Source organism: Wenjunlia tyrosinilytica (assembly GCF_014646055.1).
Lineage (GTDB): Bacteria > Actinomycetota > Actinomycetes > Streptomycetales > Streptomycetaceae > Wenjunlia > Wenjunlia tyrosinilytica.
In genome coordinates this window covers 1-26,863 of record NZ_BMMS01000050.1, presented here as the reverse complement: position 1 = coordinate 26,863, position 26,863 = coordinate 1, and the positions used below count along the sequence as shown (strand labels likewise).

Genomic DNA, 26,863 nt, shown 5'->3' with positions numbered 1-26,863 from the left:
GCCTCACCAAGGGCCAGTACTCCCCCACCTCCGAAGTCGGCAAGATCACCAAGTCGACACCGATGGGCTCACTGGACGCGCCGTTCAATCCGATCTCGCTGGCCATCGGCGCCGAGGCGTCGTTCGTGGCGCGGACCATCGACTCCGACCGCAAGCACCTGACCTCCGTGCTGCGGGCCGCGGCGCAGCACCCCGGCACGGCGCTGGTGGAGATCTACCAGAACTGCAACATCTTCAACGACGGAGCGTTCGACGCGCTGAAGGATTCGTCCACGGCCCAGGACGCGCTGATCCGCCTCGAACACGGGGAGCCGATCCGCTTCGGGGCGCCCGCCGAGGACGGCCTGGGCTCCAAGGGTGTCGTGCGGGACCGGGCGACCGGCGATCTGACGGTGGTGGATGTGGCGGTCGAGGGGCTGGACGCGGTGCTGGTCCATGACGCGTCCTGCGCGAGTCCGACCACGGCGTTCGCGCTGTCGCGGCTGGCCGACCCCCACACGCTGCACCACACCCCCATCGGGGTGTTCCGCAACGTCGAGCGGCCGGTCTACGACGCCGACATGGCCGAGCAGCTGGACCAGGCGATCGAGCAGAAGGGCAAGGGCGACCTCGCCGCCCTGCTCGCCGGCAACGACACCTGGACGGTCGGCTGAGCCCGAGCCGCCCCGCCCCGGGCCCGTCCAACGCCCCGACGCGAGCACCCGGGGACCGCAAGACCAGGGACTGAACGGCCCGGTCCGCGCTATTGGCGGACCCGGGCCGTTCCTGTGTCCGGGCCGGGCGACCCGAGCGCCGCCGCCGAGTGCGACGCCGCCTTCTGCGCGTCGTACACACTGCGGGCGGCCTCCACCCGCGGCAGGCTCGTCTCGCACCAGCGCGCCAGGGAGGCGACCTGCCGGGCGACGTCCTCACCGGTCGGCGTGAGCGAGTAGTCCACATGCGGTGGGATGACGGGGTGCGCCTCGCGGAGGACGAAGCCGTCGCGCTCAAGGGTCTGGAGGGTCTGGGCGAGCATCTTCTCGCTCACGCCCATGACCCGGCGGCGCAGTTCGCTGAAGCGGTGGGTGCCGTCGAGAAGGGCGGCGAGCACGAGCACACCCCACCGGCTCGTGACGTGCTCCAGGATGCCCCGCGAAGGACAGTTGCGATCGTAGACATCCGGGCACTTGCCGGGGCCGATGATGGCCTCCAACGCGCTGACCTCATTGCTTACCCTCACACCACCAGCTTACTTCAAAGTGGGTACTTTCTTAAAGTTAGCGTCTCGGCCTACGTTGACGACGCATACCGAAGCGGCATCCCTCCCATCCTTTGGAGTAACGCGTCATGATCGTTGTCACCGGGGCCACCGGGCAGCTCGGCCGCCTTGTCATCGACCGCCTGCTGGAGCGTGTGCCCGCGGCATCGGTCGTCGCCGCCGTGCGATCCCCCGAGAAGGCCGCCGACCTGGCCGCCCGCGGGGTCGAGATCCGTCAGGCGGACTACGACCGGCCCGAGAGCTTCAAGGCCGCCCTGGCCGGGGCCGACAAGGTTCTGCTGATCTCCTCCAACGAGGTCGGCAAGCGCGCCGCCCAGCACCGGGCGGTCGTCGCGGCGGCGAAGGAGACGGGGGTGAGCCTGCTCGCCTACACCAGCCTCACCGACGGGCCCGACTCCCCGCTGAGCCTCGGCACGGAGCACGGCGCCACCGAGCGGGACATCCGCGACAGCGGCCTGCCCTTCACCTTCCTGCGCAACAACTGGTACACGGAGAACAACCTCGGCGACCTCGCCGGCGCCATCGAGCGGGGCGCCATCGCCTCCAACGCGGGCGACGGCAGGATCGCCTCGGCGACGAGGGACGACTTCGCGGCGGCCGCCGCCGTCGTCCTGACCGGCGAGGGCCACGAGAACCGCGTCTACGAGCTCACCGGCGACACCGCGTGGAGCTTCGCCGACCTCGCCGCCGAGGTCTCCCGCCAGTGCGGCAAGCCGGTCGCCCACCAGCCGGTCTCCGACGAGCAGTACCACGCGATCCTGGCAGGCGTCGGGCTTCCCGGTCCGCTCGTGGACGTGCTGGTGGACGCCAACGCGCGCATCCGCGAGGGCGCGCTCGCCACCGTCACCGACGACCTGCGCACGCTCATCGGCCGCCCGACCACCCCGCTGGACGTCGCGGTCAAGGCCGCGCTCGACGGCGGCAAAGGCTCCGGCGGCCACGCCTGAGCCGCCGCCCACATGCTCCGGCGACCACGCTCAAGCCAAGCTGTCATGACCGTCTTAGTGATACGGCGATGACATCTCACCCCGCGCTGGCTACGGTGGGCAGCGCGGGGCCGCCGTCCGAGCGGTCTGTGAAAGGTCCTGGGGATGGCAGCTCCGGCAAACGGCACCGAGCAGCGCACCGGTTTCTGGTACGGCTTCAGTGCCTACTCACTCTGGGGGCTGTTCCCCCTCTTCTGGCCCCTCCTCCAGCCCTCGGGCGCCGCCGAGATCCTCGCCCACCGCATGGTGTGGTCCCTCGTCGCCGTCCTGCTCATCCTCACCGTGCTGCGCCGCTGGTCATGGATCGGCGAACTGCGGCGCCGGCCCAGGCGCCTGGGGCTCATAGCCCTGGCCGCGACGATCATCTCGGTCAACTGGGGCCTGTACATCTGGGGCGTCAACTCGGGGCATGTCGTCGAGACCTCCCTGGGCTATTTCATCAACCCCCTGGTCACCATCGGCTTCGGCGTCCTGCTCCTGCACGAGCGGCTGCGCCCGGCGCAGTGGGTGGCGGTCGGCATCTGCGCCGTGGCCGTCCTTGTCCTGGCCATCGGCTACGGCCGGCTCCCGTGGATCGCGCTGACGCTGGCGTTCTCGTTCGCCCTCTACGGGCTGATCAAGAAGAAGGTGGGGCTCGGCGGCATAGAGTCGCTGGCCGCCGAGACGGGGGTGCAGTTCGTGCCGGCCGCGGTGTTCCTGGCCATCCTCGCGGTGCGCGGCGACGGCACCTTCGGCACCGTCTCCACGGGGCACTCCCTCCTCCTGGCGACGTCCGGGCTGGTCACGGCGATACCGCTGGTGTTCTTCGGCATGGCGGCGATCCGGGTGCCGCTGAGCATGCTGGGACTGCTGCAGTACCTCGCGCCGGTCTTCCAGTTCGCGCTGGGTGTCGCCTACTTCCACGAGGTGATGCCGCCCGAGCGGTGGGCGGGCTTCGTTCTGGTGTGGGTCGCGCTGACCGTGCTCACCTGGGACGCCCTGCGCAACGCCACCCGCACCCGCCGACTGGCGAACGCCGCCGCGGCGGTCGGCCGCCAGCCCCTCCCCGAGCCCGCCACCGAGCCGGTCACGCCTTGAGCGCCCCCGCCATCAGCCCGCGCATGAAGAACCTGCCCAGCAGGATGTAGACGACCAGCGTCGGCAGGGAGGCCAGCAGCGCCCCGGCCATCTGCTGGTTGAAGGGCACGACATTGGCGCCGGTCAGATTGTTCAGCGCCACCGTCACCGTGGAGTTCTCCGCCGAGGGGACGAGGAAGACCGCGAACAGGAAGTCGTTCCACATCGATGTGAACTGCCAGATGATCACCACGACGAACGCCGGGGCGGAGTTCGGCAGGATCACCGACCAGTAGGTACGCAGCATCCCGGCTCCGTCGATGCGCGCGGACTCGATGAGCTCGGTGGGGATCGAGGCGTAGTAGTTGCGGAAGATCAGGGTGCAGATCGGGATGCCGTAGACCACATGGGCGAGCATCAGCCCCCAGATCTTGCCGTACAGGTCGATGTCGGTCACCACCTGCACCAGCGGGATCATCACCGCCTGGTACGGGATGAACATGCCGAACAGGCAGAACGCGAAGACCACGTCCGCGTACGGGAAGCGCCATTTGGCCAGCACATAGCCATTGAGCGACCCGAGCACGGCGGAGGCGATCGAGCCGGGCACGGCGAGCAGGAGGCTGTTGCCGAGCCCGTTCTTCAGCTGGTCGAACGCGGTGCTCCACGCCGAGGTCGTCCACGAGGTGGGGAAGTCCCAGGCCTTGGACGGGTCGATGTCGCTGAGCGGTTTGAAGCTGGTGACCACCAGGACGTAGACCGGCATGGCCACGACGACCACGAAGACCAGCAGGAACAGATACTTCACGGTCCTGGCCGTGATCGTCCTCGTCCTGGCACCGGAGCCACCGGGCAGTGCTTGCGGGGCCGGTGTTCTCGTGGCCAGTGTCTGCGTGGCCATCAGCGCTTCTCCTGCCGGAAGGTGTGGACGAGGTAGGGGACGACGAGGACGGCAACGAAGAGCAGGAGGCATGTGGCGATCGCCGCGCCCTTGGCGTAGTCGTAGCCCTGGAAGACCGCCTGCCACATGTAGATGGCGGGCACGTCGGCGATGATCTGCTGTCCGGCGACGGCCACGATGAGGTCGAAGACCTTGAGCGAGATATGGCCCACGATGATCAGCGCGGACAGGGCGACGGGCCGCAGCTGCGGGAAGACGACATGCCGGTAGACCTGGAACTCACCGGCCCCGTCGACGCGTGCGGCCTCCCTCAGCTCCTCGGGGATGCCCCGGAAGCCGGCGAGGAACAGCGCCATGACGTAGCCGGACATCTGCCAGATGGCGGGCATCGCCATGGCGGCCATGCCCCAGTCGGGGTCCTGCCACCACTGGTTCTGCAGGCCGTCGAGGCCGATCCTGCCGAACAGGACATTGAGCCCCGAGGCGCGGTCGCCGGGCGCGGGGTTCATCAGCCAGCGCCACACGATGCCGGAGGCGATGAACGAGATGGCCATCGGGAAGAGGTAGACCGAGCGGAAGAAGCCCTCGCCCCGGGCGCCCTTCTCCAACAAGAGGGCCATGACCAGGCCCATCACGAGGGTGCCGACGATGAAGACGACGGTGAACGTCAGCAGGTTCTGCCACGCCTGGGTGAACCGCTCGTCGTCCATCAGGTCCCGGTAGGTCTTGAATCCCTCGTAGGAGGTGTCCTTGACCGAGCTGTGCCACTTGGACACCGAGACCTTGAGGTTGTAGCCGATCATTCCGTAGACGAAGACGGCCACGGCGATGAGGGAGGGGGATATGAGGAGCAGCCCTGGCAGCCAGGTGCGGGCGCGGGCCCTGCCCCGCCGGGGGCGGTCGCGCGGACTGGAGCGCTTCACGTAAGGGACCTCCCATGAAGGGCATGAAGGGCATGAACGGCTTGAGTGGCGTCAAGGGCACGGTGAACAGGGCCGCCCCGGGGCATGCGCACCCGGGGCGGCCCTGGGCAAGCACGCGCCCGGGTGGCGTCGGAGCCGGGCTCAGACGGCGTATTTGCCGGCGGCCTTGGCGAGGGCGTCCTGGAGCTTGCCCACGTTCTTGCTCCCGAGGAAGAGACCGAGCGCCGTGCCGATCTCCGACGTCCAGGCGAGGTTGGCCACGACGCCGTGGGTGAGCGAGCCGACGACCTTGTCCTTCTTCCACTCCTCCAGCGCCCACTGCAGATAGGTGCCGTACAGGGCGGGGTCGGCGTCGTTGCGGGCGGGGATGGAGCCCTTCTTGGGGTTGAAGGCGTCCTGTCCGGCCTTGCTGCCGCACTCCTTGAGCCAGGCGATTGCCTGCTCGCGGTGCTTGGCGCCCTTGGGGAGGGTGAAGGAGTCGGACAGGAACTGGTAGAGCCCGTCCGTGCCGGGGGCCGCCGACCAGCCGTAGTCGGTCTTGGGCTTCAGCTTGAGGTCGACGGTGAAGTAGGAGTCGGCCCAGTCGCCCATGACATTGAAGCCGGCCTTGCCGTCTCCGAGCAGCTTGCTGGCGTCCTGCCAGGTCAAGGAGGCGGCGTCGGTGTTGGTGTACTTCAGCAGCTCGGCCCAGGTCTCGAGGGCGTCCTTGACCTGGGTGCCGCCCCAGTCGCCGCCCTTCTTCCACAGGGCCGCGTAGCCGTCCGCGCCGAGCTTGCCGAGGAGCACGGTCTCCAGCAGGTGCTGCTGGGTCCACTGCTCGCCCACGACCAGGGCGATCTTCCCCTTGCCCTTGACCTTGTCCAGGGCGCTGTGGAAGTCGTCGAGGGTCTTCGGGGGCTCGGAGACCCCGGCCTCCTCGAGGACCTTGACGTTGTGCCAGAGCACATTGGCGCGGTGGATGTTGACCGGCACCGAGTAGATCTTGCCGTCGAGGGTGAGCAGGGGCAGCAGGGTCTCGGGGAAGACCTTCCTCCAGCCCTCCTGCTCGTAGAGGAAGGTGAGGTCCTCGATCTGTCCGGCCTTGATGTAGTCGGAGAGCTCGGCGCCCGCGTGGCCCTGGAAGGAGTCCGGCGGGTTGTGGCTGGACAGCCGCGAGGCGAGGACCGCCTTGGCCTTGCTGCCGGCGCCGCCCGCGATGGCGTCGTTGGAGAACTTGATCTTGCTGTTTCGCTTCTCGAAGTCGGCGACCATGGCCTTGAGGCCGGCCTCTTCACCGCCTCCCGTCCACCAGGAGAAGACGGAGAGCTTGGTCTTGCCGTCGGCGCTCTTGCCGTCGCCCGAGTCGTCACCGCATGCGGCCAGCGACCAGGAACCGAGCACAAGCCCCGATGCCGTCAGAAACCCTCTTCGGGTTATGGACATCGCCGTTCTCCCTCTTCGTCCTTGGTTCGGGAGTGCTATGGAGCGCGCTCATCTGATCGTTGGGTGACCATGTGTGTCAAGACTGTTGAAGGCATCGTGACAACGCTGTCATCCGGCGCCGCCCGGCCCGCTCAGGCGGTGATGTCCCGGGTGGTGAAGCGCGCCCAGGCGGCCGAGCCGAAGACGGCGAGGTAGAGCCCCTGGAGGCCGAAGTTCCGCATGATCTGGTCCCAGTAGACCGGGTCGCGGACGAGGTCGGCGAAGCTGAGCCAGTAGTGGGGGAACAGGTAGGGCTGGATGGCGTGCAGCTGAGGGATCGTGTCCAGGATCTGAACGGTGATGAGCAGGCCCACGGTCGTCGCCATGGCCGCGATCCCGCTGTTGGTGAGCGTCGAGACGAACAGGCCGATCGCCGCCACGCCGATCAGCGAGACCGTGACCACCGCGGCGACGGCCAGGGCACGCAGCAAACCCTCGGAGAACGAGATGGAGGTCCCCGACAGCAGCGTCACATCCCCGAGCGGGAACATCGCCGACCCGGTGGCCAGCGCGGAGACGGTGACCACCAGCACGCCGCTCGCGCAGAACACCAGGGCCGCCCAGCCCTTGGCGAGCAGGAGCCGGGACCGCCCGGCGGGGGCGACCAGAAGGTAGCGCAGGGTGCCCGCGTTGGCCTCACCGGCGATGGCGTCGCCCGCCACCACTCCGATCGCCATGGGCAGGAAGAACGGCAGCGTCACCGCGAGCGAGGTGAAGACGAGGAAGAGGCCGTTGTTGGTGATCTGGCTGATGAACGCCGGGCCCCCGCCCTCGCCGCCGGCCGTACCGCCGTCGCTGGTCTCGATCTTCACCGCGATCCCCACCACGACGGGGATGCCCGCCAGGATCGCGAACAGCGCGAGGGTGCGCCAGCGGCGGAACGTCACCACGAGCTCATTGCGGAACAGCCCCAGCGTGCGCAACCCGCGCGGCCTCGCCGCCACCGGCGCCGCCGTCACCGCGACCCGCTCCTCAGCCGTCGACATCGAAGCCCTCCCCCGTCAGTGCAACGAAGGCGTCCTCGAGCGATCCGCGCTGGGTGCCGAACGACCGCACCCGCACATCCGCGCGCACCAGGGCGGCGTTGAGCTCCGCGAGATCCGGCGGATCCTGCGCCGGGAGCTCTCCGGTGACCAGATCCCCGTCCACGACCAGCCCGACGATCCCGTTCTCCTTCAGTACCCGTACCGCCTCCGGCGGGTCCGGTGTGCCGACGACGAGCCGGCCGCGTACGCCCTCGGCGAGGTCGCCGACCGTGCCCTGGGTGATCAGCCGCCCCCGGGCCATCACGGCGGCATGGGTGCAGACCTGCTCGATCTCGTCCAGCAGGTGGGAGGAGAGGAAGACGGTCGTGCCCTCTGCGGCGAGCTCACGCACCAGGGCCCGGATCTCCCGCATGCCCTGCGGATCCAGGCCGTTGGTCGGCTCGTCCAGCACCAGCAGCTCACGCGGCTGGAGCAGCGCCGCGGCCAGGCCCAGGCGCTGCTTCATGCCCAAGGAGTAGGCGCGGGCCTTCTTGCCCGCCGCCGCGGCCAGACCCACCCGTTCCAGTGCCTGCCCCACGCGGGCCCCGCGGGTGCGGGGATCGGCGGTCGGGTCGGCGCAGTCGTAGCGCACCAGGTTGTCCCGGCCGGAAAGATGCCCGTACAGCGCGGGCCCCTCGATGAGCGCGCCCACCCTGGGCAGGACGCCGCGCACGGCGCTGGGCATCGGCTCGCCCAGCACCCGGGCGGAGCCCGCGGTGGGGGCGATCAGGCCCATCAGCATGCGGATGGTCGTGGTCTTGCCCGAGCCATTGGGCCCGAGGAAGCCGAAGACGCTGCCGCGCGGCACGGCGAGGTCGAGGCCGTCCACGGCGAGCTGCCCGCCCCGGTAGCGCTTGGTGAGACCGCGGGTGTCGATTGCAGCCTCGGTCACCGAGGCGGGCTGTGCCATCGTGGAGCCGTTCCTCAACTCTTGTCGGCCGCGGCGATCAGGACGTCCTTGGTGACGGCGCCCGCGTAGACCTTGCCGCTGTCGGTGATCAGGACGTTGAACAGGCGGCTGTTGATGACGGTGCCGCTGCCGAAGTCGCCGTGGACCTTGTCACCGAGGCTCTTCAGGAGCGACTGGGGATCCAAGCCGCCGGGCACGTCCTTGCCGTCCTCCTTGAAGACCGACCCGTCCAGGCCGCCTCCGGGAAGCTTGAACTCGGCGACGGTCGTCCACCCCTTGCCCACCGCGTTGAACCCCTCCAGGCGGTTGCCGAGCCCGTTGAGCGGGCCGCCGGGAAGCCCGTGGTCCTCGCGGGGCCGGTCCTTGGCCTCGGTGACCTTGGTGCCCTTGGGCGGGGTGAACCGGAAGTTCTTGGTGGCGGGCTTGGCGAAGCCGACGTCGGTGAACCCGACATCGACGGCGGCCTTGCCGCTGCCGCGCGGGGTGAGGGTGAACTTCAGCGGGGCGCCGTTGTCCGCGTCCACCGCGATGACGATCGAGCCCACGGTCGAGCCGGACTGCTTGGGCTTGATCACCAGGCGGTAGGCGTCCCGACCGGCGACCCGGGTGGTGCTGCCGACGGTGACCGAGGTGGTCGGGCCGACGGTCTTCAGCGCCTGCTTGGCGAAGTCGGACGGGGTGGTCGGCACCCCCTCGGGGAGCCTGCCCCGCTCGTCTCCGGCCTTGCCGTGCTTGCCGTGCCCGGCCGGGGCCTTGGCGTGGTACGCCTGGTTGCTCCCGCTGTCGTAGGCCCAGACCTCGTCACCGCTGTGAATGATGCTGTACTCGGCCGCGTCCTCGACGATCGACACGCGCTGCCGATCCGGCCCGTCCGCGGCTATCCGCAGGGTGTGGCTGCCCGCGACGAGCTCGGTCAGCTTGAACGAGGGGTCGGCGCTGGAGGCGCTCTTGGCGATCTCGGAGGCGGCCTTGCTCGCGTCGGGCCCCGGGCCGAACGGGCTTCCGCCCCTGGCGTGGGAGGCGCTGCCCCCGAGGAGCCCGGGCAGGCCGAAATCGGTGGTGATCTTCACCGTGCCGGAGACGGTCTGCACATCGGATGCGGCGAGCTTGGTCAGCAGCTTCTCGGCGCTGGTCTTCGGCAGGTCGGGGTGGGGGGAGCCACCGGAGCTGGCCAGGGCCGGGACAAGTCCGATCGTCGCCGCCGCCACCCCCGCAACTCCCACGGGAACGAGCAGGCGGACCGTCTTGCCGCGGCGCAGCGTGCTCGTCTCGTCTGCCGGATCGTGGTCGGTCGTCGGGTCCATCGGTGCCATGAGCCGTACCTCCTGTGGGCGGCAGCCATATCTGCCTGCGGTGCGCGTCGTCCACTCTCGGTTTCCCCGTCATTGTCGCCCGAGGCGTTCCGGAAGTGGTGACTCAATGACATCAAGGCGGCAGCAAAGGCACATCACCCGCCGGAAGCAACCCCGTGTACGACCACGGGATGACCCCGGGACGGATGATCAGCCGTCATCCCTAGGGGGCGGCGGCGGTGTCGGGTGCGGAGGGCGGTGGCGCCGGGCCCGGCGCGGGCACTCAGCCGGCGCGGTGGACCACCGCGTCGCACAGGCCTTCCAGCGCCGCCTTCGCCGGGATGTCCGGCAGGGGGGCGAGCAGGGCGCGGGCCTCGTCGGCGTAGCGGATGGTGTCGCGGCGGGCCTGTTCGAGCGCCGGGTGGACGCGGAGCAGGCTCAGTGCCTCGGCGTGGTCGGCGTCGTCGGTGAGGTCGCCGTCGAGGAGTTCGAGCAGTCGGCGGTCGTCCGTGTCGCCGAACCCGGCGCGCACATGCAGGACCGCCAGGGTGGCGATGCCCTCGCGCAGGTCGGTGCCGGGGGTCTTGCCGGACTCGCTGGTCTCGCTGGCGATGTCGAGGACGTCGTCGGCGAGCTGGAACGCCATGCCGATGCGCTCGCCGAACTGGGTGAGGATGTCGACGGTCCGCTCGTCGGCGCCGGCCATCATGGAGCCGAACCGGCCGGAGACGGCGATCAGGGAGCCGGTCTTGCCGGAGATCACCTCGAGGTAGTGCGCGATCGGGTCGGCGCCGGGGGCGGGGCCCGTGGTCTCCAGGATCTGACCGGTCACCAGGCGCTCGAACGCCTCGGCCTGGATGCGCACGGCGGCCGGTCCCAGGTCCGCGAGGATGTTGGACGCCCGGGAGAAGAGGAAGTCCCCTGTGAGGATGGCGACGGAGTTGTCCCAGCGGGAGTTGGCGCTCGGTGCGCCGCGGCGCACCGTGGCCTCGTCCATCACGTCGTCGTGGTAGAGCGTGGCGAGGTGGGTGAGTTCCACGACGACCGCCGAGGGGGCGACGCCGGGAGAGTCGGGGTCGCCGAACTGGGCGGCCAGCAGCACCAGCAACGGGCGGAACCGCTTGCCGCCGGCCTCCAGCAGATGCCTGGCGGCCTGGGTGATGAACGGCACGTCGCACTTGGTGGCCTCGAGCAGCCCCTGCTCCACCGCGGCCATACCGGAGCGGATGTCGGCCTCGAGTGCCTCGTCCTGAACGCTCAGCCCGAAGGGCCCGACGTCGACGGTCACCGGCGGTTCTCCTGTCGCTAGGTCGATACTCGGACCACATTCACCGATTCACCAGCAGACTAGCCGGTCGCCTTCCCGCGCCATGCGCGGGCATGCCCGCACGGCACTGGCCTGCTCGAACAGAGGCCTTGAGCCCCGGAACGCACGGACGGCCCGCCTCCCGGTGCTCCGGGAAACGGGCCGTCCACGTCCGCGTCGTCATGTCGGCGTCAGGTCGTCGGCGTCAGGTCGTCACCGCGATGCCGTCGGCGTCACGTTCGCCGGCGTCATGTCGTCACCGCACGAAGACCGACGCCTTGTCCGCGAGGTCGAGGAAGTACTGGGGCAGGATGCCGAGCACCACCGTCGTGACCACGCCGAAGGCGATGGCCGTCGTCGTCAGCGGGCTGGGGACGGCGACCGTGGGGCCCTCGGGGCTGGGGTCGCTGAAGAACATCAGCACGATGACCCGGATGTAGAAGAACGCGGCCACGGCGCTGCTGAGCACACCGACGATGACCAGCGGGGTGGCCCCGCCGTCGGCCGCGGCCTTGAACACCGCGAACTTCCCCGCGAAGCCGCTCGTGAGCGGGATGCCCGCGAAGGCGAGCAGGAAGACCGCGAAGACGGCCGCCACGAGCGGGGAGCGGCGCCCCAGCCCGGCCCAGCGGGACAGGTGGGTGGCCTCGCCGCCCGCGTCCCGCACCAGCGTGACGACGGCGAACGCGCCGAGCGTCACGAAGGAGTAGGCCGCGAGGTAGAACATCACCGATGAGATGCCGTCCGGCGTCGTGGCCACCACACCCGCGAGGATGAAGCCCGCGTGGGCGATGGAGGAGTAGGCCAGCAGCCGCTTCACATCGGTCTGGGTGACCGCGACGATCGCACCGACCACCATGGTCAGGATGGCCACGCCCCACAGCACCGGCCGCCAGTCCCAGCGCAGCCCGGGCAGGGCCACGTAGAGCAGGCGCAGGAGCGCGCCGAACGCGGCGACCTTGGTGGCCGCGGCCATGAAGCCGGTGACCGGGGTCGGCGCGCCCTGGTAGACGTCCGGGGTCCAGGCGTGGAACGGGACGGCGCCGACCTTGAAGAGCAGTCCCATGAGCACCATGGCGCCGCCGATGAGCAGCAGGGCGTCGTTGCCCGCCGTCTCGGCGAGTGCCGGGGTCATCGGCGCGGTGCCGGAGACCACGTCGGCGATGCCGCCGAAGGAGACGGTGCCCGCGTAGCCGTAGAGCAGCGCGATGCCGAAGAGCAGGAACGCCGAGGAGAAGGCGCCCAGCAGGAAGTACTTGACCGCCGCCTCCTGCGAGAGCATCCGGCGGCGGCGGGCGAGCGCGCACAGCAGGTACAGCGGGAGGGAGAAGACCTCCAGCGCGACGAACAGCGTCAGCAGGTCGGCGGCGGCCGGGAAGATCATCATTCCGCCGACGGCGAAGAGCGTGAGCGGGAAGACCTCGGTGGTGGTGAAGCCCGCCTTGGTGGCGGCCTTCTCCTGCTCGCTGCCGGGGACGGCGGAGCCCTGAGCGGTGAAGGCGTCCGTGCGGGCGCCGTCGGTCTTGGGCTCGAGCCTGCGCTCGGCGAAGGTGAAGACGGCCACCAGGGAGACCAGGACGATCGTCCCCTGGAGGAAGAGCGCCGGGCCGTCCACCGCGACCGCCCCCATGGCGGCGAGGTGGGCCTTGTCGGTCGCGTAGCCGTTGGAGGCCAGCACGAGCACGGCGCCGAAGGCCCCGACCAGGCCCGCGACGGAGATGAGGAGCTGGGCTCCGTACCGGGAGCGCCGCGGCAGGAACGCGTCGGCGAGGACACCGAGGACGGCCGCGCCGAACACGATCAGGACCGGTGAGAGCTGGGCGTACTCGATGTGCGGGGCGGGGATCTTGAACCCGTCCCCGGCCGCCGTTGTCCACAGGCTGTGGACAGTCGCGCTGGCGGTCACTTGGTCACCACCTCCTGGTTCGCTTCTCCGCTCGCTCGGCGAGCCTTGGCCCGGGATGCCGGTTGCGGTCGGGCAGCCTCGCGTACGTCGCTCACCGGGCACCTCCCTTGGTGTGCACGGCTTCCACGGCCGGCTTCGGATCCTTCTTGTGCACGTCGGAGAGCGTCTGGTTCACGGCCGGGTTGATCACGTCGATCACCGGCTTGGGGTAGAACCCGAGGAAGAGCAGCAGGGCGATCAGGGGGGCCACGACCGCGAGTTCGCGCACCTTCAGATCGTGCATGCCCTCGACCTCGGCCTTGACCGGGCCGGTCATCGTGCGCTGGTAGAGCACCAGCACATACAGCGCGGCCAGGACGATGCCCACGGTGGCGACGATGCCGAGCGCCGGATAGCGGGAGAAGGTGCCGACGAGGACCAGGAACTCACTGACGAACGGCGCCAGTCCCGGCAGCGACAGCGTCGCCAGACCTCCGATCAGGAAGGTCCCCGCGAGCATCGGCGCCACCTTCTGCACCCCGCCGAAGTCGGCGATCAGCCGGCTTCCGCGGCGCGAGATCAGGAAGCCCGCCACCAGCATGAGCGCGGCGGTCGAGATCCCGTGGTTGACCATGTAGAGCGTGGCACCGCTCTGCCCCTGGCTGGTCATCGCGAAGATGCCCAGGATGATGAAGCCGAAGTGGGAGATGGACGCGTAGGCGACCAGCCGCTTGATGTCCTTCTGGCCCACCGCCAGCAGAGCGCCGTAGATGATGCTGATCACGGCGAGCACCAGGACGACGGGCGCGGCCCACTTGCTGGCCTCGGGGAAGAGCTGGAGGCACCAGCGCAGCATCGCGAAGGTGCCGACCTTGTCCACGACGGCGGTGATGAGCACCGCCACCGGGGCGGTCGACTCCCCCATCGCGTTGGGCAGCCAGGTGTGCAGCGGCCACAGCGGGGCCTTGACGGCGAAGGCGAAGAAGAAGCCGAGGAAGATCGCCTTCTCTCCGGCGCCGCTCAGGTCCAGCTTCCCGGCCTGCCGGGCGCTCAGGATCTCCTGGAGGGAGAAGGTCCCGCCGATCTGGTCGGCCGTCACCGCGTACAGGCCGATGACGGCGGCGAGCATCACCAGCCCGCCGAGGAGGTTGTAGAGCAGGAACTTCACGGCGGCGTACGAGCGCTGCTTGGCCGCCTCCTGCTCGGTGTTGCCCCCGGACCGGTCCCCGAAGCCGCCGATGAGGAAGTACATCGGGATGAGCATGGCTTCGAAGAAGATGTAGAAGAGGAACACGTCGGTCGCGGCGAAGGAGATGATCACCATCGCCTCGACCAGCAGGATCAGCGCGAAGAAGCCCTGTGTGGGGCGCCAGCGGCGGCCCAGCCGGGTGTCCTCCAGCGCGTCCGCGTCGTGCCAGGCGGCGCCGATGACGAACGGGATGAGGAGTGCGGTCAGGGCGATCAGCGTGACGCCGATCCCGTCGACCCCCACCTCGTACCGGACTCCGAACGCCTTGATCCAGGAGTGGGACTCGGTGAGCTGGTAGCGGGGGCCGCCGGTGTCGAACCGGCCGAGGACCACGGCCGCGAGGACGAGCGTGGCGGCGGAGAACAGCAGCGCCGTCCACTTGGCCGCGCTCTTCTTGGCGGCCGGGACCGCGGCGGTCGCGATCGCTCCGACCGCCGGGACCACGGCCGTTGCCGTGAGCAGGAATGACATATCAGGCGACCGCCCTCATCAGCAGGGTCGCGGCGACGAGCACCGCGGCACCTCCGAACATCGAGACCGCGTAGGAGCGCACATAGCCGTTCTGCAGGCGGCGCATTCGGCTGGACAGCCCGCCGACCGTGGCCGCCGTGCCGTTGACCAGTCCGTCGACACCCTTGAGGTCGAGGTAGACCAGCCCTCGTGTCAGGTAGCTGCCGGTCTGCACGAACGCCACATGGTTGAAGTCGTCCTGGAGCAGATCGCGGCGGGCGGCGCGGGTGAGCAACGAGCCCTTGGGCGCGACCACCGGAACGGGCTTGCGCCCGTAGACCAGCCAGGCGACGGCGACGCCGATGACCATCACGGTGACGGTGGTGGCGGTGACCGTGGTGGCGCTCAGCGGCGAATCGCCCTCCTTGTGGCCGGTGACCGGCTCGAGCCACTTGAGGAAGGAGTCGTTGAGGTTGAACAGGAATCCGGCGAAGACCGATCCGAAGGCCAGGACGATCATCGGGACGGTCATGCTCCACGGGGACTCGTGCGGGTGGGGCATCTCGCCCGCCGCGTGGCCCTCCGCGGCCGGTTCGGCGCTGGGCGCGGCGTCCGCGTCCGGAGCCGGCTGCCACCGCTTCTCGCCGAAGAACGTCATCAGCATCACGCGCGTCATGTAGAACGCGGTGATCGCGGCGCCCAGCAGGGCGCAGCTTCCGATGATCCAGCCCTCGGTGCCGCCCTTGGCGAAGGCGGCCTCGATGATCTTGTCCTTGGAGAAGTATCCGGACAGACCGGGGAAGCCGATGATCGCCAGGTAGCCGAGGCCGAAGGTGACGAAGGTGATCGGCATGTACTTGCGCAAGGCCCCGTACTTGCGCATGTCGACCTCGTCGTTCATGCCGTGCATGACCGAGCCGGCGCCGAGGAACAGCCCCGCCTTGAAGAAGCCATGGGTGACCAGATGCATGATCGCGAAGACGTAGCCGATGGGGCCGAGGCCCGCGGCCAGCACCATGTAGCCGATCTGCGACATCGTCGATCCGGCCAGGGCCTTCTTGATGTCGTCCTTGGCGCAACCGACGATCGCACCGAAGAGGAGTGTGACGGTGCCGACGACGACCACGGCCGTCTGCGCGTCCGGCGCCAGGTTGAAGATGGGGCCGGAGCGGGTGATCAGGTAGACGCCCGCGGTCACCATCGTCGCGGCGTGGATCAGGGCCGAGACCGGGGTCGGGCCCTCCATCGCGTCACCGAGCCAGGACTGGAGCGGCACCTGCGCCGACTTGCCGCACGCGGCGAGCAGGAGCATCAGGCCGATTCCGGTGAGAGTGCCCTCGCTCGCCTTGTCGGCGCTGGCCAGCACCGGGGTGAAGGCGAAGGTGCCGAACGTGGTGAACATCAGCATGATCGCGATGGACAGCCCGACGTCGCCGACGCGGTTGACGATGAACGCCTTCTTGGCCGCCGTCGCCGCGCTGGGCTTGTGCTGCCAGAAGCCGATCAGCAGGTAGGAGGCGAGACCGACGCCCTCCCAGCCGACGTACAGCAGCAGGTAGTTGTCCGCGACGACGAGCAGGAGCATCGCCGCGAGGAAGAGGTTGAGGTAGCCGAAGAAGCGGCGCCTGCGCTCGTCGTGCTCCATGTAGCCGACCGAGTACAGATGGATGAGCGTGCCCACCCCGGTGATCAGCAGGACGAAGGTCATCGACAACTGGTCGAGCTGGAACGACACATCCGCCTGGAAGCTGTTGACGGGCACCCAGGAGTACAGCGTGGTCGAGATGGCCCGGTGCTCGCCGCTGCGGCCCAGCATGTCGGCGAAGAGGATCAGCCCGATGACGAACGAGGTGCCGGCGAGCAGCGTGCCGAGCCAGTGCCCGATCCGGTCCAGCGCCTTTCCGCCGAGGAGGAGGACCGCCGCCCCGAGCAGTGGCGCCGCGACGAGCGCTCCGATGAGGTTCTCCACGAATCCAGCCCCTCTACAGCTTCATCAGGTTGGCGTCGTCGACCGAGGCCGAGTGGCGGGAGCGGAAGATCGTGACGATGATCGCCAGACCGACCACGACCTCGGCGGCGGCCACGACCATCGTGAAGAAGGCGATGATCTGGCCGTCGAGGTTGCCGTGGATCCGGGAGAAGGTGACGAACGCCAGGTTGCACGCGTTGAGCATCAGCTCGACGCACATGAACACGATGATCGCGTTGCGCCGCAGCAGCACACCCGCGGCACCGATGGTGAACAGCAGCGCGGACAGGTAGAGGTAGTTGACCGGGTTCACTTCGCGGCCGCCTTCCGGAGTGCGTACTGCGTCGCGGCGCCCGCCGCCGGGGCGGAGGGTGGGGCGACGGGCGGGCGGTTGACGGGGTTCACCGCGGCGCTCCTTCCGTCTCGTGCCGGTCGGCGTCGGACTGCTCGGCCGACCCGGCGTCGGCCTCGCCGGAGGCGGCCGGGCGCCGCGACGGTGCCCGGTCCAGCCACTCCTCGGCCCGCGCCTCCAGTTCGGCGACGCGCAGGGTGGGTTCCTTGCTCACGTCCCGCATCTGGCCGCGGGCGCGCAGGGTGGGGTTGACCGAGAGCTCGGCGACGGAGCCGTCCGGCAGCAGGCCGGGGATGTCCACCGCGTTGTGCCGGGCGTAGACACCGGGCGCCGGCAGCGGGGTGACCTGCTTGCCCTCGCGCACCCGTGCCTCGGCCTGCTCGCGCTGGCTGGCCCGGCGCTCGGTGCGCTCGCGGTGCGTCAGCACCATCGCGCCGACCGCCGCCGTGATCAGCAGGGCGCCGGTGACTTCGAAGGCCCACACGTACTTGCTGAAGATGAGCGTGGCCAGGCCCTCGACATTGCCGTGCTTGTTCGCCGCGCCGAGGCCGGTGAACGAGCCGATGGACGCGTTTGCGATGCCCGCCATGAGCAGGACGCCGAAGCCGAGGCCGCACAGCGCGGCCAGCCAGCGCTGGCCCTTGAGCGTCTCCTTGAGGGAGTCCGCCGCGGTCACACCGACCAGCATGAGGACGAACAGGAAGAGCATCATGATCGCGCCGGTGTAGACGACGATCTGGACGATGCCGAGGAAGTACGCGCCCTGGGCGAGGTAGAAGACCGCCAGCACTATCATCGTCGCGGCCAGGCTCAGGGCGCTGTGGACGGCCTTCTTCATCAGGACCGTACTCAGCGCCCCGCCCACGGCGACCGTGGCCAGGATCCAGAACTGCACCGCCTCACCCGTGGAGGTGGCGGTGACGGCGAGGTTGCTCATGCCCCGACCTCTTCCTCTTCGGGCTTCTCGCCCTGGGAGCGGGCCACCTGCCGCTGCGTTCCCGGTGCCGCCTCGGTGACCAGGCCCTTGTAGTAGTCCTGCTCGTCGGTGCCCGGGTACATCGCGTGGGGCGCGCCCACCATGCCGTCCTCCAGACCGGCGAGCAGCTCCTCCTTGGTGTAGATGAGCGACTCACGGGTGCGGTCGGCGAGCTCGTACTCGTTCGTCATGGTCAGCGCCCGGGTGGGGCACGCCTCGACGCAGAGCCCGCACAGGATGCAGCGCAGGTAGTTGATCTGGTAGACGGCGCCGTAGCGCTCACCGGGCGAGTAGCGCTCCTCGTCGGTGTTGTCGGCGCCCTCGACGTAGATGGCGTCCGCGGGGCACGCCCACGCGCACAGCTCGCAGCCGACGCACTTCTCCAGCCCGTCCGGGTGCCGGTTGAGCTGGTGGCGGCCGTGGAAGCGCGGCGCAGTGGGCTTCTTCTCCTCGGGGTACTGCTCGGTCAGGCGCTTCTTGAACATGGCCCCGAAGGTCACGCCGAAGCCCGAGACCGGACCCAGGAACTCAGGCATTGTCAGACTCCTTGCCGGCGGCATTGTCGCCGCCGTCCTCGACGTCTTCTGCCGGGGGCGCCCCGACAAGCTGCCGCTCGGCGCGAGGCTTTCGCCTGGGCACCGGGGGCAGGGTCTGCCCCGGCCGCGGCGGTACGGGGAAGCCTCCGGCCATCGGGTCGAACCTCTCCTGCTGGGAGAGCTGTTCGGCGGCCTCGGCCTCCTTGGCCCCCCGGTCGCGCAGCATGTCCACGACCAGGGAGACCAGCAGGACGGCGAAGACACCGCCCGCGACGTAGAGTGCGATCTCCTGGAAGTCGTAGTCCTCGTTGCGCAGCGCCCGGACGGTGGCCACGAGCAGCAGCCACACCATCGAGACGGGGATGAGGATCTTCCATCCCAGCTTCATGAACTGGTCGTAGCGCATCCGCGGGACCGTGCCGCGCACCCAGATGAACAGGAACAGCAGGAGCTGGACCTTCACGACGAACCAGAGCATCGGCCACCAGCCGTGGTTCGCCCCCTCCCAGAAGGTGCTGATGGGCCAGGGGGCCCGCCAGCCGCCGAGGAAGAGCGTCGTCGCGACCGAGGAGACCGTCACCATGTTCACGTACTCGGCGAGCATGAACATCGCGAACTTGATGGAGGAGTACTCGGTGTTGAAGCCGCCGACGAGCTCGCCCTCCGCCTCGGGGAGGTCGAAGGGGGCGCGGTTGGTCTCACCGAACATCGCGATGATGTAGACGATGAACGACACCGGCAGGAGCACCGCGAACCAGCGGTCCTGCTGGGCCTCCACGATCTGCGAGGTCGACATCGACCCGGAGTAGAGGAAGACCGCCGCGAACGACAGGCCCATGGCGATCTCGTAGGAGATCATCTGCGCCGTCGAGCGAAGACCGCCGAGCAGCGGGTAGGTCGAGCCGGAGGACCAGCCCGCCAGCACGATGCCGTAGATGCCGACCGACGCCGTGGCCAGGATGTAGAGGACGCCGACGGACAGGTCCGTCAGCTGCATCGAGGTGCGGGTGCCGAAGACCGAGACCTCGCCGCCTGCCGGGCCGAACGGGATCACGGCGAACGCCATGAACGCCGGGATCGCGGCCACGACGGGGGCCAGCAGGTACACCGGTTTGTCGGCGCCCTTGACGATCAGGTCTTCCTTCAGCATCAGCTTCACACCGTCCGCGAGGGACTGCAGAAGCCCCCAGGGACCGTGCCGGTTCGGGCCGATGCGCAGCTGCATCCAGGCGACGACCTTGCGCTCCCAGACGATGGCCAGCAGCACCGTCAGCATCAGGAAGGCGAAGACGAACACCGCCTTGAGGGCGACCAACCACCACGGGTCGCTCCCGAAGACGGACATGCTGTCCGCTGCCGCGACGATCATGACTGCTCCTCCGCTACTGCCGTTGCGGCCGCCGCCTCGGCGGGGGCCGCCCCGGCGCAGATCCCGACGAGCGAACCGGGGTTGGCTCCCAGGTCGCGCGCCACGCCGTTCCCCGTCGAGTTCAGCGGCAGCCAGACCACCCGGTCCGGCATCCCGGTGATCCGCAGGGGGAGTTCGACGGATCCGGCAGGTCCCGTCACCCGCAGCGGCTCGCCGTCCGCGACGCCGACCTCGGCGGCGGTCGCCGCCGACATCCGGGCCACCGCCTCGTGCCGGGTGCCCGCCAGGTGCTCGTCGCCGTCCTGGAGGCTGCCGTTGTCCAGCAGGAGCCGGTGGCCCCCGAGAACGGCCTCGCCCTTGCCGGGCTGGACCACCGGCCGCCCGGACTCGGTGGGCGGCGAGGCATAGCCGCGCTCCCAGGCGCCGAGCTCGGTGAGCTCGCGCTGGGCGGCGGCCACGTCCGGCAGGCCCAGGTGGACGTCGAGGGCGTCCGCCAGCATATTGACCACCCGCAGGTCGGGCAGCTGGTGGCGGGTGACCATCTGGTCGGGCTTGAGCGCGGCCTGGAACGGGCGGGCACGTCCCTCCCAGTCCAGGAAGGTGCCGGACTTCTCCGCCACCGCGGCCACCGGCAGCACCACGTCGGCGCGCTCGGTCACGGCCGAGGGCCGCAGTTCCAGGCTCACCAGGAACCCGACAGCCTCCAGCGCCTCCAGGGCCTGGTGGGGGTCGGGAAGGTCGTCGGGGTCGACACCGCCGACCACGAGTGCCGCCAGCTCCCCGCCCGCGGCGGCCTCCAGGATCTGCCCGGTGTCCCGGCCGAAGCGGTTCGGGATCTCGGCGACGCCCCACAGGCGGGCGGTCTCCTCACGGGCCACCGGGTCGGTGACGGGGCGGCCCGCGGGCAGGAGCCCGGGCAGCGCGCCGGCCTCCAGCGCACCGCGTTCACCGGCGCGGCGAGGGATCCACGCGGTCCGCGCTCCGGTGGCAGCGGCCAGCCGCACCGCCCCGGTGAGCGCTCCGGGCACCCCGGCGAGCCGCTCGCCGAGCAGGATCACCGCTCCGGGAGTGCGCAGCGCCTCGGCCGCGTCGGTGGCGGCGCCCTCCAGGGCCCGGGTGCCGCCGAGGGCCTCCAGCCAGTCGGGCTCGGTGCCGGGAGCGGCCGGCAGGAGCGTTCCATGGAGCTTTTCCAGGCCGCGGCCGGCGTGCGTGGCGATGGAGAAGATCTTCTGCCCGGTCCTGCGGTTGGCCTTGCGCAGCCGCAGGAAGACGATCGGCGACTCCTCCTCGGGCTCGAGGCCCACGAGGAGCACGGCCGGTGCCTTCTCCAGCTCCGCGTAGGTCGGGCCGGAGCCGTCCAGGCCCACACCCCGTCCGGCGACCTCGGCGGCGAGGAAGTCGGCCTCCTCGGCGCTGTGGACCCTGGCGCGGAAGTCGATGTCATTGGTCCTGAGCGCCACGCGCGCGAACTTGGCGTAGGCGTAGGCGTCCTCGACGGTCAGCCGCCCGCCCGCCAGGACCGCGGTCCGGCCGGCTGCCGCCTCGAGGCCCCTGGCCGCGGCCTCCAGGGCCTCGGGCCAGCTCGCCGGCTCCAGCTCGCCGGTCTCCGCGCTGCGCACCAGCGGTGTGGTGAGCCGGTCGCGGCCCTGCGCGTAGCGGAAGGCGAACCGGCCCTTGTCGCAGTTCCACTCCTCGTTGACCTCCGGCTCGTCCGAGGCCAGGCGCCGCATGACCTTGCCGCGCCGGTGGTCGGTGCGGATCGAGCAGCCGGACGAGCAGTGCTCGCACACGCCCGGCGACGACACGAGGTCGAAGGGGCGGGAGCGGAACCGGTAGGCGGCCGAGGTGAGCGCGCCGACCGGGCAGATCTGGATGGTGTTGCCGGAGAAGTAGGACTGGAAGGGCTCGCCCTCGCCCGTTCCCACCTGCTGGAGCGCGCCCCGCTCGAGCAGCTCGATGAACGGGTCGCCCGCGATCTGCTGGGAGAAGCGGGTGCAGCGCGCGCACAGCACGCAGCGCTCACGGTCCAGCAGGACCTGCGTGGAGATCGGCACCGGCTTGGGGTAGGTGCGCTTGGCGCCCTCGAACCGGGAGGTGGGGTCGCCCACCTGCATCGCCTGGTTCTGCAGCGGGCACTCGCCGCCCTTGTCGCAGACCGGGCAGTCCAGCGGATGGTTGATGAGCAGCAGCTCCATCACCCCGCGCTGCGCCTTCTCCGCGACCGGCGAGGTCAGCTGCGACTTGACGACCATGCCGTCGGTGCAGGTGATCGTGCACGAGGCCATCGGCTTGCGCTGGCCCTCCACCTCGACGATGCACTGGCGGCAGGCACCGGCGGGGTCGAGCAGCGGGTGGTCGCAGAAGCGGGGGATCTCGACGCCGATGAGCTCGGCGGCCCGGATCACCAGCGTGCCCTTGGGCACGCTGACCTCGACGCCGTCGATGGTCAGCGTCACCAGATCCTCCGGAGGGACCGCCGGGGCGCCAGTCGCCGAACCTGTCGTGACCGTCATGCGTTCACCTCCTGGTGTGCGGAGTTCGACCGGTCGGCCCACGCGGTGGAGGCGGCCGGGTCGAAGGGGCAGCTGCGCTGCTCGATGTGGGCTTCGTACTCGTCGCGGAAGTGCTCCAGCGAGGAGTAGATGGGGGCGGCGGCGCCGTCGCCGAGGGCGCAGAACGACTTGCCGTTGATGTTGTCGGCGATGTCGGCGATCTTGTCGAGGTCCTCCAGGCTCGCCTTGCCCGCCTCGATGTCGCGCATCAACTGGACGAGCCAGTAGGTGCCTTCACGGCAGGGGGTGCACTTGCCGCAGGACTCGTGGGCGTAGAACTCCGTCCAGCGGGTCACCGCCCGCACCACGCAGGTCGTCTCGTCGAAGCACTGGAGCGCCTTCGTGCCGAGCAGCGATCCGGCGGCGCTCACGCCCTCGTAGTCCAGGGGGATGTCGAGGTGCTGGTCGGTGAGCAGGGGGGTGGAGGAACCTCCGGGCGTCCAGAACTTCAGCCGGTGCCCCTTGCGCATTCCGCCGCTCAGCTCGAGCAGCTGGCGCAGGGTGACGCCCATGGGGGCCTCGTACTGGCCGGGCGAGGCGACATGCCCCGACAGCGAGTAGAGGGTGAACCCGGGGGACTTCTCCGAGCCCATGGAGCGGAACCACTCCTTGCCCCGGTTCAGGATCGAGGGCACCGAGGCGATGGACTCGACGTTGTTGACCACCGTGGGGCAGGCGTAGAGGCCGGCCACGGCGGGGAACGGCGGGCGCAGCCTCGGCTGGCCCCGGCGGCCCTCCAGGGAGTCGAGCAGCGCCGTCTCCTCGCCGCAGATGTAGGCGCCCGCTCCGGCGTGGACGGTCAGCTCCAGATCCATGCCCGAGCCGAGGATGTCCTTGCCGAGGTAGCCCGCCTCGTAGGCCTCGCGCACCGCATGGTGCAGTCGGCGCAGCACGGGGACGGTCTCACCGCGCAGGTAGATGAACGCGTGGGAGGAGCGGATCGCGTGGCAGGCGATCACGATGCCCTCGATGAGCGAGTGCGGGTTGGCGAACAGCAGCGGGATGTCCTTGCAGGTGCCCGGCTCGGACTCGTCCGCGTTGACCACGAGGTAGTGCGGCTTGCCGTCGCCCTGCGGGATGAACTGCCACTTCATGCCCGTGGGGAAGCCCGCGCCGCCGCGGCCGCGCAGCCCGGCGTCCTTGACGAGGGCGATCACGTCGTCCGCGGGCATCGCGAGGGCCTTGCGCAGCCCCTCGTAGCCCTCGTGGCGGTGGTAGGTGTCCAGCGTCCAGGACTCGGGCTGGTCCCAGAATGCCGACAGGACCGGCGCGAGCAGCTTCTCCGGCGAATCGACCGTCATCATCGGGCCTCGCCTTCCTCGGTGCCGGTGGGGGTCGCGCCGCCGGTCTTCCCGTCCTCCGCCTGGGGATCCTTGACCGGGCCCTCGGGGTGGGCGGGATCGGAGGCGGAGGTCTTCTGCGGTGCGTCGTGCGAACTGGGGGTGTCGGCGGCCTCACCGGCGCCCGCGGGCTTCGCCGTGTCCGAGGGCTTCGCCGTGTCCGAGGGCTCGGCGGGCTCGTCCGCCTGCTGGGGGACGGTGCCCCGCGGCATGACGACCCTGGCCGGAGCGGTCTCGCCCTTGGCGAGCTTCAGCCCCACCAGCGAGGCGTGCCCGGCCCCGCCGGACGCCTCGACCGCGCCGGGGCGCGGGTCCGGGAACCCGGCGAGGATGCGGGCCGTTTCCTTGAAGGTGCACAGGGGCGCGCCGCGGGTGGGCTCGACGGTGCGGCCCGCACGCAGGTCGTCCACGAGCCGCTTGGCGGATTCGGGGGTCTGGTTGTCGAAGAACTCCCAGTTGACCATCACCACGGGGGCGAAGTCGCAGGCCGCGTTGCACTCGATGTGCTCGAGGGTGACCTTGCCGTCCTCGGTCGTCTCGTTGTTGCCGACGCCGAGGTGGCTCTTGAGCTCGTCGAGGATCGCGTCCCCGCCCATCACCGCGCACAGGGTGTTGGTGCAGACGCCGACCTGGTAGTCACCGGACGGCTTGCGCCGGTACATCGTGTAGAAGGTGGCCACCGCGGTGACCTCGGCGGCGGTCAGGCCGAGCACCTCGGCGCAGAACTGGATGCCGGTCCGGGTCACATGGCCCTCTTCGGACTGCACCAGATGCAGCAGCGGCAGGAGCGCCGAGCGGCTGTCCGGGTAGCGGGCAACGACCTCCCCGGCGTCCGCCTCAAGTCGTGCGCGTACCTCGGCCGGATAGTCCGGCGCGGGCAGCTGCGGCAGCCCCAGGTTGACCGCGCTCGTGGTTTCCGAAGTCACCGGTCCACCCCTCCCATCACGGGGTCGATGCTCGCCACGGCCACGATGACGTCGGCGACCTGTCCGCCTTCGCACATCGCGGCCATCGCCTGCAGGTTGGTGAAGGACGGGTCGCGGAAGTGCACCCGGTACGGCCTCGTGCCGCCGTCGCTGACGGCGTGCACGCCGAGCTCGCCCTTGGGGGACTCCACAGCCTGGTACGTCTGTCCGGGCGGGACGCGGAAGCCCTCGGTGACGAGCTTGAAGTGGTGGATCAGGGCCTCCATGGAGGTGCCCATGATCTTCCTGATGTGGTCGAGGGAGTTGCCGAGGCCGTCGGGTCCGAGCGCGAGCTGCGCGGGCCAGGCGATCTTCTTGTCGGCGACCATGACCGGACCGGGCTCGAGCCGGTCCAGGCACTGCTCGACGATGCCCAGGGACTGGCGCATCTCGTCGAGCCGGATCAGGAACCGGCCGTAGGAGTCGCAGGTGTCGGTGGTCGGCACGTCGAACTCGTACGTCTCGTAGCCGCAGTACGGCTGCGTCTTGCGCAGGTCGTGCGGCAGTCCGGCGGAGCGCAGGATGGGCCCGGTCGCCCCCAGCGCCATGCACCCGGCGAGGTCGAGGTAGCCCACGTCGACCATGCGGGCCTTGAAGATGGGGTTGCCGGTGGCGAGCTTGTCGTACTCGGGCAGGTTCTTGCGCAGCTTCTTGACCACCTCGCGCAGATGGTCCACGGCGCCGGGCGGCAGGTCCTGGGCGAGGCCGCCGGGGCGGACGTACGCGTGGTTCATCCGCAGGCCGGTGATGAGCTCGAAGGCGTCCAGGATGAGCTCGCGGTCGCGGAAGCCGTAGATCATGATCGTGGTGGCGCCGAGCTCCATACCGCCGGTGGCGATGCACACCAGGTGCGAGGAGAGGCGGTTGAGCTCCATGAGGAGCACCCGGATGACGCTGGCGCGGTCCGGGATCTCGTCGGTGATGCCGAGGAGCTTCTCGACGGCGAGGCAGTACGCGGTCTCGTTGAAGAACGGCGTGAGGTAGTCCATCCGCGTCACGAACGTCGTGCCCTGGGTCCAGGTGCGGAACTCCAGGTTCTTCTCGATGCCCGTGTGCAGGTACCCGATGCCGCACCGGGCTTCCTTCACGGTCTCGCCGTCGATCTCGAGGATGAGGCGGAGCACACCGTGCGTGGACGGGTGCTGCGGGCCCATGTTGACGATGATCCGCTCGTCGTCGGCCCGCCCCGCGGCCTGGACGACCTCGTCCCAGTCGCCGCCGGTGACGGTGTAGACCGTGCCCTCGGTCGTCTCCCGCGCTTCCGCGTGGTGGGTGGCTGCGTCGTTCCGGTTCGACATCAGGTGTACGACCTCCGCTGGTCGGGAGCCGGGATCTGGGCGCCCTTGTACTCGACGGGGATGCCGCCGAGGGGGTAGTCCTTGCGCTGCGGGAAGCCGGTCCAGTCGTCGGGCATCATGATCCGCGTAAGAGCGGGGTGGCCGTCGAAGACGAGGCCGAAGAAGTCGTAGGTCTCGCGCTCGTGCCAGTCGTTGGTCGGGTAGACCTCGACGAGCGAGGGGATGTGCGGGTCGGCGTCGGGAGCGCTCACCTCGAGCCGGATCAGCCGGTTGTGGGTGATCGAGCGCAGGTGGTAGACGGCGTGCAGCTCCCGCCCGGTGTCCTCCAGCAGGTGCACCGCGCTGACCCCGGTGCAGAGCTCGAAGCGCAGCGCCGGGTCGTCGCGCAGCGTCCTCGCCACATCCTTGAGGTGCTCGCGGCGGACGTGGAAGGTGATCTCGTCGCGGTCGACCACGACCTTGTCGACGGCGGCCTCGTAGTCGATGCCCTGCTCGTCGAGAGCGCCGTCGAGCTCGTCGGCGACCTCGTCGAACCAGCCGCCGTAGGGGCGGTGGGAGGCGCCGGGGAAGCGGACGGCGCGGACCAGGCCGCCGTAGCCGGAGGTGTCACCGGTGCCACTGGCGCCGAACATGCCGCGGCGGGTGCCGACGGCCTCCCCCTCGTCGCTGCGGGGAGTCGGCACCGATCCGTTGAGGTGTGACTCGTGTTCGCTCACCGGAACACCCCTTCGTTCGCTTCTCCGCCCGCGAGGCGAGCGAGCGGCCGGCCTTCCGGCTGCCGTCGGGCAGCCTCGCGTGCGTCAC

The 26,863-nt window shown here is 69.9% G+C and carries 22 protein-coding genes and 1 pseudogene; 3 read left to right on the top strand and 20 right to left on the bottom strand.

What is annotated here, in order from left to right:
* Positions 1-653 (top strand): annotated as a pseudogene (locus IEY86_RS33265) (2-oxoacid:ferredoxin oxidoreductase subunit beta); the annotation flags it as partial.
* 89 nt (positions 654-742) lie between these two features.
* Here IEY86_RS33265 and IEY86_RS33260 read toward each other — a convergent pair.
* Positions 743-1,219 carry a winged helix-turn-helix transcriptional regulator gene (locus tag IEY86_RS33260; RefSeq protein ID WP_373287128.1) on the bottom strand — a complete coding sequence of 159 codons (477 nt, stop codon included), beginning with the start codon at positions 1,217-1,219 and terminating at the stop codon, positions 743-745.
* Positions 1,220-1,326: 107 nt separating this feature from the next.
* Here IEY86_RS33260 and IEY86_RS33255 point away from each other — a divergent pair, with 107 nt between their 5' ends.
* Together IEY86_RS33255 and rarD are read left to right on the top strand one after the other, a co-directional pair.
* On the top strand, positions 1,327-2,205 hold the full coding sequence (locus IEY86_RS33255; RefSeq protein ID WP_189135636.1) for an SDR family oxidoreductase: 879 nt from the start codon (positions 1,327-1,329) through the stop codon (positions 2,203-2,205).
* A gap of 144 nt (positions 2,206-2,349) precedes the next feature.
* Positions 2,350-3,321 (top strand): EamA family transporter RarD, encoded by a 972-nt coding sequence (gene rarD, locus IEY86_RS33250; protein ID WP_189135635.1) that lies wholly within the window; start codon positions 2,350-2,352, stop codon positions 3,319-3,321.
* Here rarD and IEY86_RS33245 read toward each other — a convergent pair.
* The 19 genes from IEY86_RS33245 to IEY86_RS33155 form a co-directional block, all read right to left on the bottom strand.
* Positions 3,311-4,201: a carbohydrate ABC transporter permease gene (locus tag IEY86_RS33245; protein WP_189135634.1), complete on the bottom strand. Its 891-nt coding sequence runs from the start codon at positions 4,199-4,201 to the stop codon at positions 3,311-3,313. The genes rarD and IEY86_RS33245 overlap by 11 nt on opposite strands.
* The gene (locus IEY86_RS33240; RefSeq protein WP_229698986.1) at positions 4,201-5,124 is read right to left on the bottom strand and encodes a carbohydrate ABC transporter permease; all 924 of its coding nucleotides are present in this window, start codon (positions 5,122-5,124) and stop codon (positions 4,201-4,203) included. The genes IEY86_RS33245 and IEY86_RS33240 overlap by 1 nt, the downstream gene beginning before the upstream one ends.
* A gap of 141 nt (positions 5,125-5,265) precedes the next feature.
* Positions 5,266-6,546, bottom strand: a complete 1,281-nt coding sequence (locus IEY86_RS33235) for an ABC transporter substrate-binding protein (RefSeq protein ID WP_189135633.1) — start codon at positions 6,544-6,546, stop codon at positions 5,266-5,268.
* A 131-nt stretch (positions 6,547-6,677) separates the two neighbouring features.
* Positions 6,678-7,571 (bottom strand): ABC transporter permease, encoded by an 894-nt coding sequence (locus IEY86_RS33230; protein WP_189135632.1) that lies wholly within the window; start codon positions 7,569-7,571, stop codon positions 6,678-6,680.
* Positions 7,558-8,520 (bottom strand): ABC transporter ATP-binding protein, encoded by a 963-nt coding sequence (locus IEY86_RS33225; RefSeq protein ID WP_189135631.1) that lies wholly within the window; start codon positions 8,518-8,520, stop codon positions 7,558-7,560. Before IEY86_RS33225 ends, IEY86_RS33230 begins: the two co-directional genes overlap by 14 nt.
* Before the next feature lie 14 nt (positions 8,521-8,534).
* A complete protein-coding gene (locus IEY86_RS33220) occupies positions 8,535-9,833 on the bottom strand; it encodes a LolA family protein (protein WP_189135630.1) in 1,299 nt (432 codons plus the stop codon).
* Positions 9,834-10,095: 262 nt separating this feature from the next.
* Positions 10,096-11,100, bottom strand: coding sequence for a polyprenyl synthetase family protein (locus IEY86_RS33215; RefSeq protein ID WP_189135629.1), 1,005 nt, complete (start codon positions 11,098-11,100; stop codon positions 10,096-10,098).
* Positions 11,101-11,374: 274 nt separating this feature from the next.
* On the bottom strand, positions 11,375-13,024 hold the full coding sequence (gene nuoN, locus IEY86_RS33210; RefSeq protein WP_189135628.1) for an NADH-quinone oxidoreductase subunit NuoN: 1,650 nt from the start codon (positions 13,022-13,024) through the stop codon (positions 11,375-11,377).
* A 91-nt stretch (positions 13,025-13,115) separates the two neighbouring features.
* Positions 13,116-14,723 (bottom strand): NADH-quinone oxidoreductase subunit M, encoded by a 1,608-nt coding sequence (locus tag IEY86_RS33205; protein WP_189135627.1) that lies wholly within the window; start codon positions 14,721-14,723, stop codon positions 13,116-13,118.
* 1 nt (position 14,724) lies between these two features.
* On the bottom strand, positions 14,725-16,671 hold the full coding sequence (nuoL, locus tag IEY86_RS33200; protein ID WP_189135626.1) for an NADH-quinone oxidoreductase subunit L: 1,947 nt from the start codon (positions 16,669-16,671) through the stop codon (positions 14,725-14,727).
* A gap of 13 nt (positions 16,672-16,684) precedes the next feature.
* Complete coding sequence (gene nuoK / locus IEY86_RS33195) at positions 16,685-16,984, bottom strand: NADH-quinone oxidoreductase subunit NuoK (protein ID WP_189135625.1); 300 nt, start codon at positions 16,982-16,984, stop codon at positions 16,685-16,687.
* A gap of 88 nt (positions 16,985-17,072) precedes the next feature.
* On the bottom strand, positions 17,073-17,960 hold the full coding sequence (locus IEY86_RS33190) for an NADH-quinone oxidoreductase subunit J (RefSeq protein WP_189135624.1): 888 nt from the start codon (positions 17,958-17,960) through the stop codon (positions 17,073-17,075).
* Positions 17,957-18,535: an NADH-quinone oxidoreductase subunit NuoI gene (gene nuoI, locus IEY86_RS33185; protein WP_189135623.1), complete on the bottom strand. Its 579-nt coding sequence runs from the start codon at positions 18,533-18,535 to the stop codon at positions 17,957-17,959. Before nuoI ends, IEY86_RS33190 begins: the two co-directional genes overlap by 4 nt.
* Positions 18,528-19,904: an NADH-quinone oxidoreductase subunit NuoH gene (gene nuoH / locus IEY86_RS33180; RefSeq protein ID WP_189135622.1), complete on the bottom strand. Its 1,377-nt coding sequence runs from the start codon at positions 19,902-19,904 to the stop codon at positions 18,528-18,530. The genes nuoI and nuoH overlap by 8 nt, the downstream gene beginning before the upstream one ends.
* Positions 19,901-22,417 (bottom strand): NADH-quinone oxidoreductase subunit G, encoded by a 2,517-nt coding sequence (locus tag IEY86_RS33175; RefSeq protein WP_189135621.1) that lies wholly within the window; start codon positions 22,415-22,417, stop codon positions 19,901-19,903. Before IEY86_RS33175 ends, nuoH begins: the two co-directional genes overlap by 4 nt.
* Complete coding sequence (gene nuoF, locus IEY86_RS33170; RefSeq protein ID WP_189135620.1) at positions 22,414-23,760, bottom strand: NADH-quinone oxidoreductase subunit NuoF; 1,347 nt, start codon at positions 23,758-23,760, stop codon at positions 22,414-22,416. The genes IEY86_RS33175 and nuoF overlap by 4 nt, the downstream gene beginning before the upstream one ends.
* Complete coding sequence (nuoE, locus tag IEY86_RS33165; protein ID WP_229698985.1) at positions 23,757-24,722, bottom strand: NADH-quinone oxidoreductase subunit NuoE; 966 nt, start codon at positions 24,720-24,722, stop codon at positions 23,757-23,759. Before nuoE ends, nuoF begins: the two co-directional genes overlap by 4 nt.
* The gene (locus tag IEY86_RS33160; RefSeq protein WP_189135618.1) at positions 24,719-26,059 is read right to left on the bottom strand and encodes an NADH-quinone oxidoreductase subunit D; all 1,341 of its coding nucleotides are present in this window, start codon (positions 26,057-26,059) and stop codon (positions 24,719-24,721) included. The genes nuoE and IEY86_RS33160 overlap by 4 nt, the downstream gene beginning before the upstream one ends.
* The gene (locus IEY86_RS33155) at positions 26,059-26,775 is read right to left on the bottom strand and encodes an NADH-quinone oxidoreductase subunit C (RefSeq protein WP_189135617.1); all 717 of its coding nucleotides are present in this window, start codon (positions 26,773-26,775) and stop codon (positions 26,059-26,061) included. Before IEY86_RS33155 ends, IEY86_RS33160 begins: the two co-directional genes overlap by 1 nt.
* Between the last annotated feature and the right edge of the window lie 88 nt (positions 26,776-26,863).